This window comes from Stenotrophomonas sp. YJH_SMC_43, from assembly GCF_059372535.1.
This window is the reverse complement of record NZ_JCAFVQ010000004.1, coordinates 287,814-304,637: the sequence shown is the minus strand read 5'-3', so window position 1 is coordinate 304,637 and position 16,824 is coordinate 287,814. Positions and strand designations below refer to the sequence as shown.

Sequence of the window (16,824 nt, the reverse complement as noted above, 5' to 3'; positions counted from 1 at the left end):
CTACGGTCCGGCGGCCCGCCGCCGGCCGTCGCCCGTTGAAAGGAAATGTCTCCATGCCGCACCGCACGACCGTGTCCCGCTGCCTGCTGCTGGCAGTGGCCCTGGCTGCAGGCCCCGCGACGGCCGCCGCCGATGTCCCCACCCTGCTCTTCGATGTGGATGCCAATCACGGCCTGCAGGCCGTGACCGCTCACGGTGAGGCCGTAGCGAACTTTCGCGACAAGGTCGCGGTGGTCGACGACGGCGAGCATGGCAAGGCCATCCAATGGGAAGACGACGGCGTGCTTGCCTGGGACGCGCCGGGCAACATCCTGGCCCAGCGCGGCACGCTGGCCTTCGACTGGCGTTCACGCTATGCGGTGGGTGAAGCGCCGTTCGTGATCTTCCGCGTCGGCTACGCCGACCACAGCAGCTGGGACATGGCCTGGCTGCGCATCGACTGGAACGGGCACGGCTTCGATGCCTTCGTCACCGATGCCAACTTGGCACGCACACGCGTGTCGTTCCGCATGGATGCACTGCCGCGTCCCGACCAGTGGTTGCACCTGGCCTTCGCCTGGGATGAGGACCACGGCGTGCGCCTGTTCATCGATGGCCGCGAAGTGGCGCGTGCACAAGCCACAGGCGATTACGATGCGGCGCTGGACCAGCTCGGCCTGGCCGGGCGGGTGATGGCGCCCTACCAGGTGCAGAGCCGCTACAACTTCCTGCGTGGCAGCGACTTCCAGCACATCCGGGTGTACGACCGCATGCTCGACGCCCCCGCCGTGCAGGCACTGGCAGGCGGCAAGGCGCCGGCCAGCGCGGTGGCGCCGGCCAGCGACGAGCGCGCGTGGCGCCATCGCTTCGGGTGGGAAGGCGCGGCACCGCCTGCGCTGGCGTCGGCCGGCACCCGCATCCGCAAGATCGAATTCGCCGACACCCGCGACCTGAAGGCGTGGATGTGGAAGGCCACCGATGGCATCGCCGAAACCACCTGGCCGGGCGTGTACAACCGCTCGCGCCTGCCCGGCCGCAATGACTACTTCCAGCTTCCGGACTGGAACACCTATGTGGAAGGCGGCCAGCACCTGGACCTGACCCTGCCGGCCACCGAAACGGTGAACCGGGTGGAGATCCGTGGTGCGGCCTTCGGCACCCTTTCCCACGGGCCCGACGCCGAACATGCCACCGACGTGCTGGTCACGCGCCCGCGCGGCGTGGTGCGCAGCGTCGACGACATTGCCGCGCAGCGCGGCGGCGTGCTGCGTTTCAGCAACGTCGAGCAGGAAACACCGATCCAGGAAATCTGGGCCTACCACGTGAGCAAGGGCACCGAGCCGGAAGGCACGGTGAAGCAGACCTACATCATCGACAGCCGGGCGCTGCCCGACTACACCAACCTGGACGCATTGCGCCGCTACATCGACGGACGTTTCCCGGCCGCCGAACGCAGCACGGTGATGGCGCTGCCGAAGGGCGCCGGTTCCCGCCGCCGGGATGCCGGCACCCTGCCCGCACATCCGCAGCCGATCGTGCACGTGCTGATTCCTTCCGGGGTGGGTGACGCGCCGGCCAACCAGCCGCTGATCCGCAGCTGGGCCTACAGCTGGGAGAACATGCACGACGGCCTGGACGGCGTGGCCATCGACCTTCCCGCGCTGGACCTGCCGCCCACCCACGATGGACTGATCCCGCTGAACATCCGCATCAAGGATCCGATCTGGCCGGCGCGCGACATGATCGATGTATCGGTGTCGGTGCCGCCACGGCAGGCGCGCACGCTGTGGCTGGACCTGCGCGATCGCATCCTCACCCCGGACAGCCTGTGGCTGAGCATCGCCTCGGCCGCACCAGGCTTCGATGCCGATGCCCTCGACGGTGCGCAGGTCCGGCTGGTGTTCAAGCCGCGTGCCGACGCGCTGAAGGAGCACGTGGCCGACCGCTTCAACCAAGTCCGCGACAACTGGGGCTTCCTGGTGGAAGAGCACACCACGTCCAAGCGCCAGCGCCTGTACGCGCGCGTGTACGCGGACCTGAGCGACCTGCTGCGGGTGGACCCGGACCATGAACTCGGCCGCCTGTACTGGAACTACATCAGCTACAACAGCCAGGGCCGCCCGCCCTACACGGCGCCTGCCGTGCCCAGGGGCGTGCCGGCGTGGGCATTCAACCAGGTGCAGGACCTGGCGCAGGTGCGGCAGTTCGTCGACTGGTGGATCGACGAACGGCAGGGGGCCTACGGTGACTTCGGTGGTGGCATTTCGGACGATTCCGACCTGACCCAGCAGTGGCCGGGGCTGGCCCTGATGGGCGTGCAGCCGGATCGATTGAACGCCTCGCTGACCGCGCTGTCCGACGCGGTGTACCGCAACGGCATGTTCAGCAACGGCTTGAGTACCATCGAGACCGACGAGCTGCATTCCTATGAGGAAGGCATCAACACCAACAGCGCCATGCTCTACCTCAACTGGGGCGATCCGCTGACGCTGGAACGCCTGATGGAAACGGTGAAGGCCTTCGACGAGCGCATCATCCTGCGCAACCCGCAGGGCCACCTGCTGTTCTCCAGCAACTGGTTCGGTGGCAACAAGGTCTACCGCGAACCGAACTGGCAGTGGCAGAAGCCGTATTCGTTCCCGGTGCTGCACCCGGCGTTCCTGCTGGGCCAGTACAACGCCGACCCCACCGGCCGCGGGCTGGTGATCGGCCTGGCCGATGGCTATCTGGCCCACGCAGGCAAGGACGACAAGGGACGCTTCACCCTGCCCAACGAGATCAACTGGGCCAGCGGTGCCACCCGCGGCGGCGAGTTGAACAACGGCTCCGGCAGTGGCGACACGATGCACACCTTCTGGGCGGCGTGGCGCTGGAGCGGCGATGCGAAGTACCTGCAGGCACTGGACTACCGCGTGGCCCGTGGCGGTCCGGGCGCACTGGCCAACCTGGGCGAGAACGTCGTGGACGTACTGGGCCGGCAACAGGACTGGTATCCGCTGCTGCGCGCCGAGGCTGACGCGGGAAAAACCGGCTTCGCCAGCCTGATGGCCTGGCAGGCCAGCGGCGACAGGTCATACATCGCCGCCCTGCATGCCGACGGCCTGCAGGCGAAAGTGCAGCGCGCGTACATGAACACCGAGGGCCACTGGTGGTCCGACCGCGTGGAAGCGCCCAGTGAATTCCTCCAGCGCGCACGCCTGGGTGGGATCGCGCTGAAGCGCAACCAGAGTTGGCCCGGCCACACCGTCAGCTGGCGCTTCGACCGCGATGGAGCGGCCGAACAGGTCGCCCTGCTGGTGCATGCGCCGTCGCGTGAACGTTTCACCGTTACCAGCTACAACCTGGGCACGCGCACCATCGGCGCCGACATGACCGGCTGGAACGTGGCCAGCGGGACCTGGCGGATACGCAGCGGCGTGGATGCCGATGGCGATGGCCACATCGACGGCACGCCCGCCGAACGCCGCGTACAGCTGGAAACCAGCGCTTCGGTGGCGCTGCAGTTCCGTCCCGGGCGTACCGAGGTGTTCGAGTTCGAACGCGTGTCCGAGGGAACACCGGTGGAAACACGGCCGGACCTGGGCGTGGGTCGCGGCGACGTACGCATCGACGGCAGCCAGCTGCAGGTGACCGTGCACAGCCTGGGCCATGTCGGCACCGGCGTGGCCGTAGCAATGCTGGAAGACGCGCGCGGTCGCGAGATCGCCCGCACGGACGTGCCGGCGCTGGGGGCACCCAGTGACCTGCAGCCGAAGACCGTGCAGGTCTGGCTGCCGTTGCCGGCCGGTGACCGCAGCGGCCTGCGCGTGCGCGTGGCGCTGGCCGACGGTGGCGAGGAAGTGACCCGGCTCAACAACGTGGTCGGCGTGCCGCGATGATGCCTGCATTACGCCGGGCGTGATCCGGCGTGGGTCAGGACGCCTCGGTCTCCAGCCGTTTCATCCGGCGCTGGTACCAGCCATCATCCAACGGCTCGAACACCGCGCTGCGTTCCATCACGCCCTCGTAGACATGCAGCGACACGGCCACGTCCGCTTCGCTGGCGTTGCACAGCGTGTGGTACTCGTGCGGCGGAATCAGGCTGCCGGCACTACCGCGGTGGCCGTACAGCGTGGGCTGGGCGGCAAAGCGATGACGTTCGCCATCCTGTTCAATCAGCGCATAGGGAGTGACGATGAGTTCGCCCTGCCAGACGCCTTCCACGCACCACATCGCATCGTGGTCGTGCAGCGGCGTGCCCTGGCCCGGGCCCCAGCACATGGCGATGACGCTGTAGCCCAAGGTCGGGCTGCGGTGCAGTTCACGGCGTGCGTAATGCCCTTCGACCGGGCGCCGCACGCAGGGGGGCAGCTGGATGGACGGATCGACGATGGCCTCGCGCAGCACCTGCTGCAGCGCACCGGTGATGGCCTCCGGCGTGCCCAGCATCACCGCGGCATCGATCGCAGCGAACAGCCGCTCCCGGCCGGTGAATGACGGTGGCAAGGACATCGTTCCCATGCCCCGACTCTAGCCGAGAGGGGTTAACAGAATGTTTGCACCGCGGTGTCATCACTGCGTGCCGCGCTGCACGAACGGTACTTTCGCGTACAGCGCACGTTCGCCGGCACGAGGATCGTCCACCACGCCGCTCTGGCGATCAAACAGCATGGTCTGCCGCCGGGGCAGCGCGTAGGGGGGCCATTGCGGCATTCCGCGATGATTGGGGTCGCCGTTGCGCGCGAAGGCGATCAGTGCGTCGCTCATTGTCGCCGCCAGCGTATGCGCGTCCGCGCCGCCACCGGTGCGTGCGCCGGGCAGGCCGGCGTTGTCGAACACCAGCGGGATGTCGAGCGTGTGGAAGGCGCGCAGCCGGCCTTGCTCCACCGGTGAGCCCCAGTCCAGCTGGTAGGCCCAGGTGGGCGCGGCCCCGCTGGGCTGGCGCGCACGCGCTTCCAGCTCCTCCACTGCGCCGCGCCAGGAACGTCCTGCGGTAGTGGCCGCGAAGAACACCTCCGAAGGCGTGTAATGCGGGTACAGGCGCCGGTACTCGGCGATCACCGTCTGCGGCAGCAGATCCACGAACTGCTGGCGTTGCAGCTGTGCCGGCAGCGTCTCCCAGGTCAAGGTGAAGTTGGCCGGATCGTTGCCGAGGAAGGCACGGGTCTCGTCGCGCGTATTGCCGATGACCATCGGAATGCTGGCCGACTGCCGCGGCGCCTGCGGCCAGAACGGATGCACCGGGAGGGAGACTTCGTCCAGTACCGGCCCGAAGTACAGCGACGTGCTTTCCACCCGCGATGGATCGCGGGCACGGGTGGCTGCAAGCAGATCCGTGGCCGGGAGCCGCAGCAGGGCAGACAGGTCCTTTGCACCCACTGCCTCCATTGCGATGGCAGCGCGCTGCGCGGCGGCACGCGGGCCGGCCGCGGTGACCTGCTGCCCGCTCATCGTCCACGCGCGCTGGAACAGGCCGCGTGCCGCCGGCATCGCCATCAGCGTGGCGATCTTGGCGCCGCCCCCGGACTGGCCGAACACGGTGATGTTTCCAGCGTCACCGCCGAAGATCGCCGCGTGCTCGCGCACCCACTGCAGCGCCTGTACCAGGTCGAGCTGGCCGACATTCCCCGACGCGGCGTAGCGTGCGTCGCCAAGTGCGCCCAGGTACAGGTAACCGAAGGTGTTCAGCCGATGATTGAGGGTCACCACCACCACATCGCCGCGGCGGCACAGCGCACTGCCGTCGTACAGCGGATCGCTGCCGGAGCCGTTGTTGAACCCACCCCCGTGTATGTAGACCAGCACCGGGCGGCGGCCGCCATCCCCCAGTGCGGGGGTCCAGACGTTGAGGAACAGGCAGTCTTCGCTGCCGGGGCCTTCCGCGCCGCCCTGCGGTGCGGCCGCGCCATAGTCCAGTGCATCGGCGATCCCGTTCCATGCCGCTTCCCGGCGTGGTGGCTGGAAGCGATGGGTGCCGGTATCGGCGCCGTAGCGCACGCCGCGGAATACCAGCACGCCTTGTTCATGCTGGCCGCGCAGGCGCCCCCCGCGCACGCGGACGATCGGCAGGCGTTCGTCGCGTGCACCGGGCATCGCGGCTGCCGGCAGTGCCACCAGCGTGGCCGTGGCCAGCGCCCAGCGCGCGCTGTCGCGCAGGAAACGGCGGCGCTGCAGATCGTCGGGTGCTCTCGTCATCGGCTGCCCTCCGCATCCTTTCCTGCTGTCAGCCATGCCTGCGCCAGCGCTGGCCACTGCGACAGGGTGGAGCCGGGCTGCAGGCGCATGCCGAAGCCGTGGCCGCCATGGGCGAACACATGCAGTTCGTGCTCGACACCCGCCCTGGCCAGCGCCTGCGCCATCACCTCGCTGTTGTGCACGCTGACCACGCGATCGTCGTTGGCATGGATCAGCATCGTCGGCGGCATGTCCGCATGCACGTGCTCCTGCACCGAGTACTGCGTCGCCAATGCGGGGTCAGGGCGCTCGCCCAGCAATCGCCCGCGCGAACCACTGTGCGCATGCGCGCCCATGTCGATGACCGGGTAGACCAGCACCGCCCGTGCCGGGCGCGCGCTCAGCTGATCGATCGCATCGCGTGCGGGATAGACCGGCGCATCGAAGCCGGTGGCCAGCCGCGCAGCCACGTGGCCGCCGGCGGAAAAGCCCATGACCGCCACATTGTCCGCCTCCAGGCCGCGGCGCGCGGCCTGGTCGCGCACGACCCGCAGCGCACGCTGGGCATCGGCCAGCGCCGCCTGGCGGTCCCTGCCCGGCTGCGGCAGGCGGTAGCGAAGCACGAACAGGGTGAAGCCTGCCCGCTGCACCCAGTCCGGCACCAGCGCGCTGCCCTCCTTGTCGATTACCACCCGCTGGTAGCCGCCGCCCGGAATGACCAGCACCGCCTGCCCGTTCGGACGTGGCGGCGCGTGCACGATCATGTATGGCGCATCGATCCCGTCCACGAACCGGTCCGGATGGGCCGGATCGGGGCTGCGCTCAACCACCCGCGCCTTCCGCGCCGGAGCGCTCTGGCCAGGTACCTGGCCGTCCGGCCACAGCGGCAGGCGTTCGCCCGCCACCTCCCCGGCAAGCCGCTGGCCGTCGCGCAGCGGGACGTCGCTGGCACGTGCCGGGGCAAGCGTCAACAGAACGCACAGGAACAGCACAAGAGGGGGCAGACGCATGGCGGACCGGGCTCCAGCGAAGGGTGGGCAGCGTGCCGCAGGCGCCCCGGAAGCGGGTGTGATGCGCTGCGGCTTGCGTGATGACACCGGTTTACCATATACACCTCCTGCAGACGCTGTCGATGGGCAGTGCAACAACGCAGAGGGAGACCGTTCTTGAGCAACGAACACGGCACACAGGGGCAGAGGCCGGCGCCGGACGGTGCAGCCGCCATCGCCCGCGCCTTCACCGATGCACGCCGCGCAGGCAAGGCCCTGCCCGCGTTCCCCGGAGAGATCCCCGTCGATCTGGTGGCTGCCTACCACGTGCAGGACCAGGCCATTGGCCTGTGGAGCGATACAGTGGTCGGCTGGAAGGTGGGTTACATCGCTGCCGAGCGCCGCGACGGCTCCGGCGATGAGCGCCTGCTGGGGCCGATCTTCAAACGTCAGCTCTGGAATGATACCGGTGGAACAACCGACATCCCGGTCTTCGTCGGGGGCTTCGGCGCAGTCGAAGCAGAGTACGTGCTGGAGCTGTTGGAGGACGCGCCGGCCGGACAGCTGGACTGGTCCCCGGAACAGGCCGAAGCGCTGCCTGCGCGCCTCTATATCGGCGTGGAAGTGGCCAGCAGCCCGCTGGCCACCATCAACGAACTTGGTCCGCGCGTGGTGGTGTCCGACTTTGGCAACAACAACGGCCTGGTGCTGGGCCCGGAGATCGTCGACTGGACCGCACGCGACGAAAACTCGCTGCGTGCCGAGACACTGATCGAAGGTGAGGTGGTCGGCACCGGTGGCGCCACCCGCCTGCCCGGTGGCCTGCGCGCGGCCTATGCCTTTGCGCTGTCCCGTTCGGCCCTGCGTGGCCGGCCGCTGCGCAAGGGCGACCTGATCGCCACCGGCAATGCCACCGGCATCCACGATATCGAGGCAGGACAAACGGCGCTGGTGCGCTTTGCCGGCTTCGGTGACATTGCCTGCCGGGCCGTGCCCGCGGGATGACCGCGGGGCTGCCCTGGTGAACACGCGCGGGAGGGCGCAGATGATCACACGACGTAACTTCCTGGCCGGGGGCGCTGCTGCCCTGGCCACCCCGATGCTCGCCGCCTGTGGCCGCGGGCCGGGCGGCGATATGGCCGGTGGCGCGCTGTTGACCGCCACCGACGTGCATGTGGCCGACTACCCTACCGTCACCGCGGTGAAGTGGATCGGCGAAACGCTGCAGCGCGAAACCAACGGTCGCCTGCGCCTGCGCCAGTACCACTCCGGCCAGCTGGGCCGCGAATCCGAGGCGATCGACATGGCGCGCTTCGGTGCCATCGATATCACCCGCGTGTATGCCGGTGCGCTGAACAATGCCTTTCCGCTGACCCAGGCGCTGTGCCTGCCCTACGTGTTCACGTCGGTGGCGCACCAGCGTGCCGCGTTGGATGACGGCGTGGCCGAAGCCGTGCTGCGCGGCTTCCAGGGCCGCGGCCTGGTCGGCCTGGCGATCTACGATTCCGGTGCACGCTGCTTCTACAACACCAAGCACCCCATCGTTTCGCCCAAGGACCTGCACGGCCTGAAGCTGCGCGTCGCCTCATCGGACATCTTCATCCAGCTGATGCGCCTGCTCGGCGCCAACCCGACGCCGATGTCGCTGGGCGACACGTTCTCCGGGATGGAAACCCACATGATCGACGGCGCCGAGAACAACATGCGCAGCTTCCATTCCAGCCGCCACTTCGAAGCGGCGCACTACTGGTCGCAGAGCGACCATTCGTACGCGCCGGATGTGTTGCTGATGTCGCGTGCCAGTTTCGAACGCCTGTCGCCTGACGACCGCCAGCTGCTGCTGCAGATCGCGCGCGCGTCGGTGAAGGTGATGCGCGAGCAGTGGGATGCGTCGGAGGACGCCGCACGCCGCGCCGTGCTGGCCTATGGGGTGAAAGCCAACGAGGTGGACATGCCCGCCTTCCGCACCGCCGCCCAGCCGCTGCTGCAGCAGTACCTGCAGCAGCCGGAGATCGCCGCGCTGGTCGACCGCATCCGCGCCGCCTGAGGACACTGCCATGATCGAGACGACGACGCCCGCCACCGGGCCTGGCCAGCGCCTGCTGGACCGCATCGCCGACATCGCCATCTACGGCGCCGTTGCTGCCCTGCTGGGGCTGGTGGTGGTGCAGGGCTGGCAGGTGTTCGCGCGCTACGTGATCAACGATTCGCCCAGCTGGACTGAGCCGGTCACGCTGCTGCTGCTGGCCACGGCGATGAGCCTGGGTGCCGCCTGCGGTGTGCACACCAACCGCCACTTCGGCTTCTTCCTGCTGCATGCCTACCTGGGCCCCGGCCTGCGCCGTGCGGTGGACGTGCTGGTGCAGCTGGTGGTGGCGGTGCTGGGAGGCTTCATCGCCTTCTGGTCGGGTGATCTGCTGCTCGACGGCCTGGACATCAAGACCGCCGGCGCCGATCTGCCGCAGAGCATCAACTACCTGCCACTGGCGGTGGGCGGCGGGCTGATGCTGCTGTTCGCGCTGAACCGTGCGTGGAACGCGCTGCAGGCCCGCGCCACCGGCGCCGAAGACGCTGAAGGAGATCGTTGATCCATGGGTATCACCATCCTGTTCTCCGTGTTTGCCGTGCTGCTGCTGCTCGGCGTGCCGGTGGCCTACGCGCTGGCCGCTGCCGCGCTGGCCACCCTGCTCTACCTGGATATCCCCAGCATCGTGCTGGTGCAGCAGATCTCGGCCGGTACCGGCTCGGCCTCGCTGATCGCCATTCCGTTGTTCATCTTCGCGGGCGAGATCATGATGCGCGGCGGCATCTCCGAGCGCCTGATCGCCTTGGCCTCGTCGCTGGTGGGGCGCTTGCGCGGTGGCCTCGGCCAGGTCTCGATCCTGTCCTCGCTGTTCTTCGGCGGCGTGTCCGGCTCGGCCATTGCCGACGTTTCGGCGGTCGGCGGCACGATGATCCCGCAGATGGTCAAGCGCGGCTACGACCGCGATTTCGCCGTCAACGTCAGCATCACCGCCGCGCTGGTGGCGCTGCTGGTGCCGCCGTCGCACAACCTGATCCTGTTCTCGGCCGCTGCCGGTGGGGGCCTGTCCATCGCCGATCTGTTCGCCGCCGGCATTGTCCCCGCGCTGCTGATGACGTTGGCGCTGATGGTCACCGGCTATGCGGTGGCGCGCCGCCGCGGCTATGGCGTGGAGGTCTTTCCCGGCTGGCGCGCCGTGGCCCTGCGCATCGTCTCCGCCCTGCCCGGCCTGGGCCTGGTCGCGCTGATCTTCATCGGTATCCGTGCCGGCATCTTCACCGCAGTGGAAAGCGCAGCCATCGCCGTGGTCTACGCCTTGCTGGTGACCACCGTGCTGTACCGGCAACTGCGCTGGCGCGAGTTCTTCGACACCGTCATCCACGCGGCGCGCAGCACGGGCGTGATCCTGTTCGTGATCGCCACCGCCGCCGTGTTTGGCTGGCTGCTGGCCTACCTGCAGGTGCCCGCGGCCGCCGTCGAGTTCCTGCAGTCGTTCGCGCACAGCCAGTTCATGGTGCTGCTGATGATCGTGGTGATGCTGCTGCTGCTGGGCACCTTCATGGACCTGGCGCCGATGATCCTGATCTGCACGCCGATCTTCCTGCCGGTGGCCCGCGCCTACGGCATCGATCCGATCCACTTCGGCCTGGTGCTGGTGCTCACCGGTGGCCTGGGTCTGGTCACGCCCCCGGTGGGCTCGGTGCTGTTCATCGGCACGGCCATCGGCAAGATCAGCGTGGGCCAGAGCATGCGCACGATCTGGCCGTTCTGGTTCGCCGCGCTCGCCGTGCTGCTGGTCGTGGCCTTCTTCCCCTCACTGTCGTTGTGGCTGCCCGCCGCGCTGCGCGGCTGAGCCACAAGGAGACTGCCATGCGTGCACTGTGTATCGCCGCCACCATCACTCTGCTCGTGCTGTTGCTGCCGGCACGGCCTGCACCCGCGGCGGAGCCCGCGCGCGCCCCGGCGCAGTGGGCGCGGGGGCTGGAACACCAGCGCCAGGCGGACCGGGGCGATGGCACGTTCCTCAATCCGGTGCTGGCCGGTGACCATCCGGATCCCTCGGTGCTCAAGGACGGGGACGATTACTACCTCACGCTGTCGTCGTTCGACGCCTACCCCGGGCTCCCGATCTGGCACTCGCGCGACCTGGTGAACTGGCAGCCGCTGGGACATGCGGTCACCCGCAACGTGGGGGCGATCTGGGCGCCGGACATCGTCAAGCATCGGGGGCGCTACTTCATCTACTTCCCGGCCCGCACCGGCGAGCGCCGCAGCAACTTCGTGGTCTGGGCCGATGACATCAAGGGCCCGTGGAGCGCGCCGATCGACATCGGCCTGGGTGGCTACATCGATCCCGGCCATGCAGTGGGTGAAGACGGCAAGCGCTACCTGTTCCTCAGTGGCGGTGATTACGTGCAGCTGGCCGACGACGGGTTGAGCGTGGTCGGCACGCCGAAACACGTCTATGACGGCTGGCGCTACCCGCAGGACTGGGACGTTGAGGCCTACGCGCAGGAAGGCCCGAAGATCCACGTCCGCGACGGCTGGTACTACATGACCACGGCAGTGGGCGGCACCGCCGGTCCGCCGACCGGGCACATGGTGATCACCGCGCGCTCGCGTTCGATCCACGGACCATGGGAGAACGCGCCCAACAACCCGATCACGCGCACGCAGTCGGCGGCCGAGCCCTGGTGGTCACGCGGCCACGCGACGGTGATCGAAGGGACCGATGGACGCTGGTGGATGATGTACCACGGGTACGAGAACGGCTTCTGGACGCTGGGTCGGCAGGCCCTGCTCGAACCGATCGAATGGACCGCTGACGGCTGGTTCCGGGCCACGGGCGGAGACCTTGGTCAGCCACTGCGCAAGCCGGCCGGACAGGCGCTGTCGCCGCATGGCATGGCGCTGTCGGATGATTTCCGCGGCAGCACGCTTGGCCCGCAGTGGGCGTTCTTCAACCCGGCGCAGGATGAGTACCGCCGGCTGGGTTTCAGTGGCAACGGCCTTGTCCTGCAGGGCAAGGGCAGCACGCCGCGCGACGCCTCGCCGCTGACCACCATCGCCGGCGACCGGGCCTATCAGTTCGAGGTGGAGATGGAGATCGCCCCCGGTGCCGTGGGCGGCGCGCTGCTGTTCTACAGCGACCGGCTGTACGCGGGCGTGGGCAGCAACGGCGAGTCGTTCATCATGCATCGCTACGGCGAGGAGCGCCCTGCCCGACCGGCCCCGGGCCGCGGCGGCCGGCTGTGGTTGCGGGTGACCAACAACCGCCACATCGTCACCTTCCACTCCAGCACCGACGGGCACACTTGGCAGAAGTATCCGGTTCAGATGGAAGTGTCCGGTTACCATCACAATGTCGCGGGCAGGTTCCTGGCGTTGAAGCCGGCGCTGTATGCGGCCGGCGACGGTGCGGTAACCTTCCGCAACTTCCGCTACCGCGCGCTGGACTGAGCGCGGAGCCGGAATCCCCAGACTTACCGGGTTCAAAACATGTCAGTGCGCAACAAGAACGATGCCGCTACGCCGGCATTGGCGAAGGGCAAGGCAGCCACCATCAACGACATCGCGCGACTGTCGGGTGTATCCAAGAAAACGGTTTCAAGAATCATCAACAACTCGCCACTGGTGCGCAAGGACACGCGCGACAAGGTGGAAGCGTTGATGCGTGAAGTGGGCTACACGCCCGATCCACTGGCCCGCGGGCTGGCGTTCCGCCGCTCCTTCCTGATCGGCATGGTCTACGACAACCCCACCGCGCAGTACATCGTGGACATGCAGTACGGCGCGCTGGATGCATTGCGTGGATCCAGTTTCGAGCTGGTGGTGCATCCCTGTGACAGCCGCAGCCCCGGCTACATCGAAGGCGTGCGTCGCTTCGTGCAGCAGCAGAAGCTGCACGGCGTCATCCTAGTGCCGCGTGCCTCGGAAGACCAGGCGCTGGCGGACATGCTCGATGAGATCGGCTGCCGGTTTACCCGCGTGGCAGCGCTGCCGCTGGACGAAAGCTCGCAGATGGTGGTTACCCATGACCGCGATGGTGCGGCCGAAGCCGCCGACTACCTGCTCTCGCTCGGCCACCGTGACATTGCCCTGGTGACCGGTCCCAGCGCCTACCGTTCGGCCCATGAACGTACCGCCGGCTTCATCGACGCACTGTCGCAACGCGGTATCGAGCTGCCGAAGGACCGCATCATCGAGGCCGGCTACACCTTCGAATCCGGTGTCGCCGCTGCCGAGAAACTGCTGCTGGGCAAGCGCCGCCCGACCGCCATCTTCACCGGCAACGATGAAATGGCCGCCGGTATCTACAAGGTGGCGCTGCGCGCGGGCATCAACATTCCGCGCCAGCTGTCCATTGTCGGCTATGACGACAGCCCGCTTGCCTCGCGCCTGTGGCCCTCGCTGACCTCGGTGCGCCGGCACACGCGCGATACCGGACGCACCGCCGCGGCGATGCTGATCCAGCCCGAAGGCCAGGCCGCGCTGCCCATTGCCAGCGTGCGGCCGCACCTGATCGTCCGCGATTCCTGCCAGCCGCCGGAGGATTGATCCCCAAGGATCAATCCTGCAGGTCACGACCTCTGGTCGTGACACGCCCCTGCCCCATCCACCCGATCCACCGCGCCCTGCCCGGGCCATCCCGGCATCGTGCGACGCAAAATGACACCGGTTTCCTGTCTGGCTAGAATCGACCGTGAACCGCGCCGGGGCCGACCCGTCGGCCCGCCCCCCGCTCTGGAGACGCCATGTACAGCAAGACCCATTACGCCACCCATCCCGATGCCATCCACGGTGCCAGCAACGACCAGCTGCGTGACCTGTACCTGCTCGATGGCCTGTTCAACGCCGGTGCGGTGACCCTCAAGTACACCCACTACGAGCGCTTCGTGATTGGTGGCGCCGCCCCGGTGGACGCACCGCTTGCGCTGCCGACCCAGACCGAACCCGCTTCGGCCGCAGGCCACCCGTTCCTGGAGCGCCGGGAACTGGGCGTGATCAACGTCGGCAGCGGCACTGGTACGGTCACCGTGGATGGCACCGGCTACACGCTGGGTCCGAAGGACGGTCTGTACGTGGCCATGGGCAGCAAGGAGGTCGTGTTCGCCTCGCAGGACGCCGCCAACCCCGCCCAGTTCTATCTGGCCTCGACCCCGGCCCATGCCCGCTTCGAAACCAGGCAGCTGTCCATCAAGGACGCCGTTGCACTGGACCGCGGCGCGCTGGAAACCAGCAACGAGCGCACCATCTACCAGTACATCGTGCCGGCCACCTGCCAGTCCTCGCAGCTGCTGCTGGGCCTGACCGTGCTCAAGCCGGGCAGCGTGTGGAACACCATGCCGCCGCACCTGCACGACCGTCGCAGCGAGGTCTACTTCTACTTCGACCTGGGTGACAGCGACCGCGTCTACCACTTCATGGGCGAGCCGGCCGCGCAGCGTCACATCGTGATCCAGAACAACGAAGCGGTAGTGTCGCCGCCGTGGTCGATCCACATGGGCGCCGGCACCAGCAACTACGCCTTCATCTGGGCGATGGGTGGCGAGAACCTGGACTACACCGACATGCACGTGCTGGACATCTGCCAGCTCAAGTAAGCCCGCCTGGCCGCCGCGCACCGTGTGCCGGCCGTCGACACCGCTCGTCTCTATCAAGGAACGCATACGCAATGGCTAATCCCTTCAGCCTGGAAGGCAAGGTCGCTCTGGTAACCGGTGGCAATACCGGTCTGGGCCAGGGCATCGCCGTGGCACTGGCCGCCGCTGGTGCCGACGTCGCCGTGGCCGGCATCGCCCCGCCCACCGATACCATCGAAAAGATCACCGCGCTGGGCCGCCGCTGCCTGGCCATCGAAGCCAACCTGATCAGCATCGAGCCGGTGGCGCGCGTGGTCCGCGAGACCATCGAAGGCCTGGGCGGGTTGGACATCCTGGTCAACAACGCCGGCCTGATCCGCCGCGCCGATGCGGTGGACTTCAGCGAGCAGGACTGGGACGACGTGATGAACGTCAATCTCAAGTCCGCGTTCTTCATTTCGCAGGCCGCCGGCCGCCACTTCATCGAACAGGGCCACGGCAAGATCATCAACATCGCTTCGATGCTGTCCTTCCAGGGCGGTATCCGCGTGCCGTCGTACACCGCCAGCAAGAGCGGCATCGCCGGCATCACCCGGCTGCTGGCCAACGAGTGGGCGGGCAAGGGCATCAACATCAATGCCATCGCCCCGGGCTACATGGCGACCGACAACACCGCCCAGCTGCGCGCCGACGAAGCGCGCAACAAGGCGATCCTGGAGCGCATCCCGGCCGGTCGCTGGGGCACGCCGGATGACCTGGCCGGTGCGGCGGTGTTCCTGGCCTCGTCGGCGTCGGATTACATCAACGGCGCCGTGCTGCCGGTCGATGGTGGCTGGCTGGCGCGCTGACGCGTGATCCGCGGTAGTGCCGGCCGCTGGCCGGCGTCCTGGCAATGCTTCCGCCGTTCATGAGGTTGCCGGGCAGCGGCCGGCACTACCGGAGACCGGACATGCGCACCCTGTTGCCTTTGTTGTTGCTGCTGTCGTGCACCACCGCGCAGGCGGCGCCCGTGCGGGTCTTCATTGCCGGTGACTCCACTGCGGCCGCATACGGCCCCGAGCGCGCGCCGCAGGCCGGCTGGGGCCAGGCGCTGCAGAGCTACCTGGACCCGGCGCGCTTGGAGGTGCACAACCACGCCAAGGGCGGGCGCAGCACGCGCAGTTTCATCGAGGAAGGGCGCCTGGAGGCCATCGCCGCCGAGCTGCGCCAAGGCGACGTGCTGCTGATCCAGTTCGGCCACAACGATGCGAAGTTCGAAGACCGCACGCGCTACACCGATCCGGACAGCGACTACCCACGCCTGCTGATGCGTTACGTACAGGTGGCCCGCGCAAAGGGCGCCACGCCGGTGCTGGTCACGCCGGTGGCGCGGCTGCTGTACGACTTCGGTTCACTGCTGGATACGCATGGCCGCTACACGCAGTCGATGAAGGCGTTGGCCGCGCGCGAGCAGATTGCGCTGATTGATCTGAATGACCGCAGCATGCGCTGGGTCCGCGCGCTGGGTGAGGAGGGCGCGCGACCCTACTTCCTGTTCGTGCCCGAACAGAACAAGGCCGACGGCACCCATTTCAGCGTGGCCGGCGCACATGCGGTGGCCTGCCTGGTATTGCGCGAGGCGGTGCCGCTGCTACCCGCGCTGCAGCCGGCGCTGGTGCGGGATATCGACTGCGACGTGGTGGCGGAAGGGCAGGGTAGCGACCCAGCCCTGCCCTCGCAGGTGGTGCACGAAGACAGTGTTGTGCGCACGCAAGCAGGCCCGCACGGCGGTGCCGGCCCGACCACGGCGTATCCGTTCTTCGCCGATGCCGAAGGGCTGCCGTTCGTGCTGCGCAAGCGTGTGCTGCACAAAGGCGCGGGCATCGGCCTGCATCCGCAGCACAAGGACGAGATCTATTACATCGTCAGTGGGCAGGGCAGTTATGTGCTGGATGGCAGGCAGTACGACGTGCACGCCGGGCACGCGCTGCTGACCCGCAAGGGCAGCCACCATGCGCTGCAGCAGGTGGGTGAGGAGGATCTGGTGGTGCTGCTGGTGTACCCGCGCTGATTGAAACGTAGCCGAGCATGGGCTCGGCTTTACAGAACAGCGCCGGCG

At 68.0% G+C, this 16,824-nt stretch carries 13 protein-coding genes; 10 read left to right on the top strand and 3 right to left on the bottom strand.

From position 1 onward, the window contains the following. The first annotated feature begins 53 nt into the window (after positions 1-53). On the top strand, positions 54-3,857 hold the full coding sequence (locus AC5QAH_RS18385) for a LamG-like jellyroll fold domain-containing protein (RefSeq protein ID WP_019337396.1): 3,804 nt from the start codon (positions 54-56) through the stop codon (positions 3,855-3,857). A gap of 34 nt (positions 3,858-3,891) precedes the next feature. Here the strand turns inward: AC5QAH_RS18385 and AC5QAH_RS18380 are convergent, their stop codons facing one another. The 3 genes from AC5QAH_RS18380 to AC5QAH_RS18370 are packed head-to-tail and all read right to left on the bottom strand — an operon-like array spanning position 3,892 to position 7,124. Then, positions 3,892-4,479: a cysteine dioxygenase family protein gene (locus tag AC5QAH_RS18380; protein ID WP_019337395.1), complete on the bottom strand. Its 588-nt coding sequence runs from the start codon at positions 4,477-4,479 to the stop codon at positions 3,892-3,894. Positions 4,480-4,530: 51 nt separating this feature from the next. Next, positions 4,531-6,153 carry a carboxylesterase/lipase family protein gene (locus tag AC5QAH_RS18375; protein WP_019337394.1) on the bottom strand — a complete coding sequence of 541 codons (1,623 nt, stop codon included), beginning with the start codon at positions 6,151-6,153 and terminating at the stop codon, positions 4,531-4,533. Continuing rightward, entirely contained in the window at positions 6,150-7,124 is a 975-nt protein-coding gene (locus AC5QAH_RS18370; protein ID WP_049453892.1) for an alpha/beta hydrolase, read from the bottom strand. Before AC5QAH_RS18370 ends, AC5QAH_RS18375 begins: the two co-directional genes overlap by 4 nt. A gap of 174 nt (positions 7,125-7,298) precedes the next feature. Between AC5QAH_RS18370 and AC5QAH_RS18365 the strand changes: the two genes are divergently transcribed. The 9 genes from AC5QAH_RS18365 (at position 7,299) to AC5QAH_RS18325 (ending at position 16,776) form a co-directional block, all read left to right on the top strand. Continuing rightward, complete coding sequence (locus AC5QAH_RS18365) at positions 7,299-8,126, top strand: 2-keto-4-pentenoate hydratase (RefSeq protein WP_019337392.1); 828 nt, start codon at positions 7,299-7,301, stop codon at positions 8,124-8,126. 40 nt (positions 8,127-8,166) lie between these two features. Further along, positions 8,167-9,168, top strand: a complete 1,002-nt coding sequence (locus tag AC5QAH_RS18360) for a TRAP transporter substrate-binding protein (protein WP_019337391.1) — start codon at positions 8,167-8,169, stop codon at positions 9,166-9,168. A gap of 10 nt (positions 9,169-9,178) precedes the next feature. Beyond that, positions 9,179-9,709, top strand: a complete 531-nt coding sequence (locus AC5QAH_RS18355; protein WP_019658831.1) for a TRAP transporter small permease — start codon at positions 9,179-9,181, stop codon at positions 9,707-9,709. Positions 9,710-9,712: 3 nt separating this feature from the next. Then, positions 9,713-10,996 (top strand): TRAP transporter large permease, encoded by a 1,284-nt coding sequence (locus AC5QAH_RS18350; protein ID WP_005421133.1) that lies wholly within the window; start codon positions 9,713-9,715, stop codon positions 10,994-10,996. Positions 10,997-11,013: 17 nt separating this feature from the next. Further along, positions 11,014-12,603, top strand: coding sequence for a family 43 glycosylhydrolase (locus AC5QAH_RS18345; RefSeq protein WP_019337389.1), 1,590 nt, complete (start codon positions 11,014-11,016; stop codon positions 12,601-12,603). Positions 12,604-12,642: 39 nt separating this feature from the next. After that, positions 12,643-13,701, top strand: a complete 1,059-nt coding sequence (locus tag AC5QAH_RS18340; RefSeq protein ID WP_019337388.1) for a LacI family DNA-binding transcriptional regulator — start codon at positions 12,643-12,645, stop codon at positions 13,699-13,701. A gap of 197 nt (positions 13,702-13,898) precedes the next feature. After that, a complete protein-coding gene (gene kduI, locus AC5QAH_RS18335) occupies positions 13,899-14,747 on the top strand; it encodes a 5-dehydro-4-deoxy-D-glucuronate isomerase (RefSeq protein WP_019337387.1) in 849 nt (282 codons plus the stop codon). Positions 14,748-14,818: 71 nt separating this feature from the next. Beyond that, complete coding sequence (gene kduD / locus AC5QAH_RS18330) at positions 14,819-15,574, top strand: 2-dehydro-3-deoxy-D-gluconate 5-dehydrogenase KduD (protein WP_005421125.1); 756 nt, start codon at positions 14,819-14,821, stop codon at positions 15,572-15,574. A gap of 101 nt (positions 15,575-15,675) precedes the next feature. Continuing rightward, a complete protein-coding gene (locus AC5QAH_RS18325) occupies positions 15,676-16,776 on the top strand; it encodes a GDSL-type esterase/lipase family protein (RefSeq protein WP_019337386.1) in 1,101 nt (366 codons plus the stop codon). Positions 16,777-16,824: the final 48 nt, after the last annotated feature.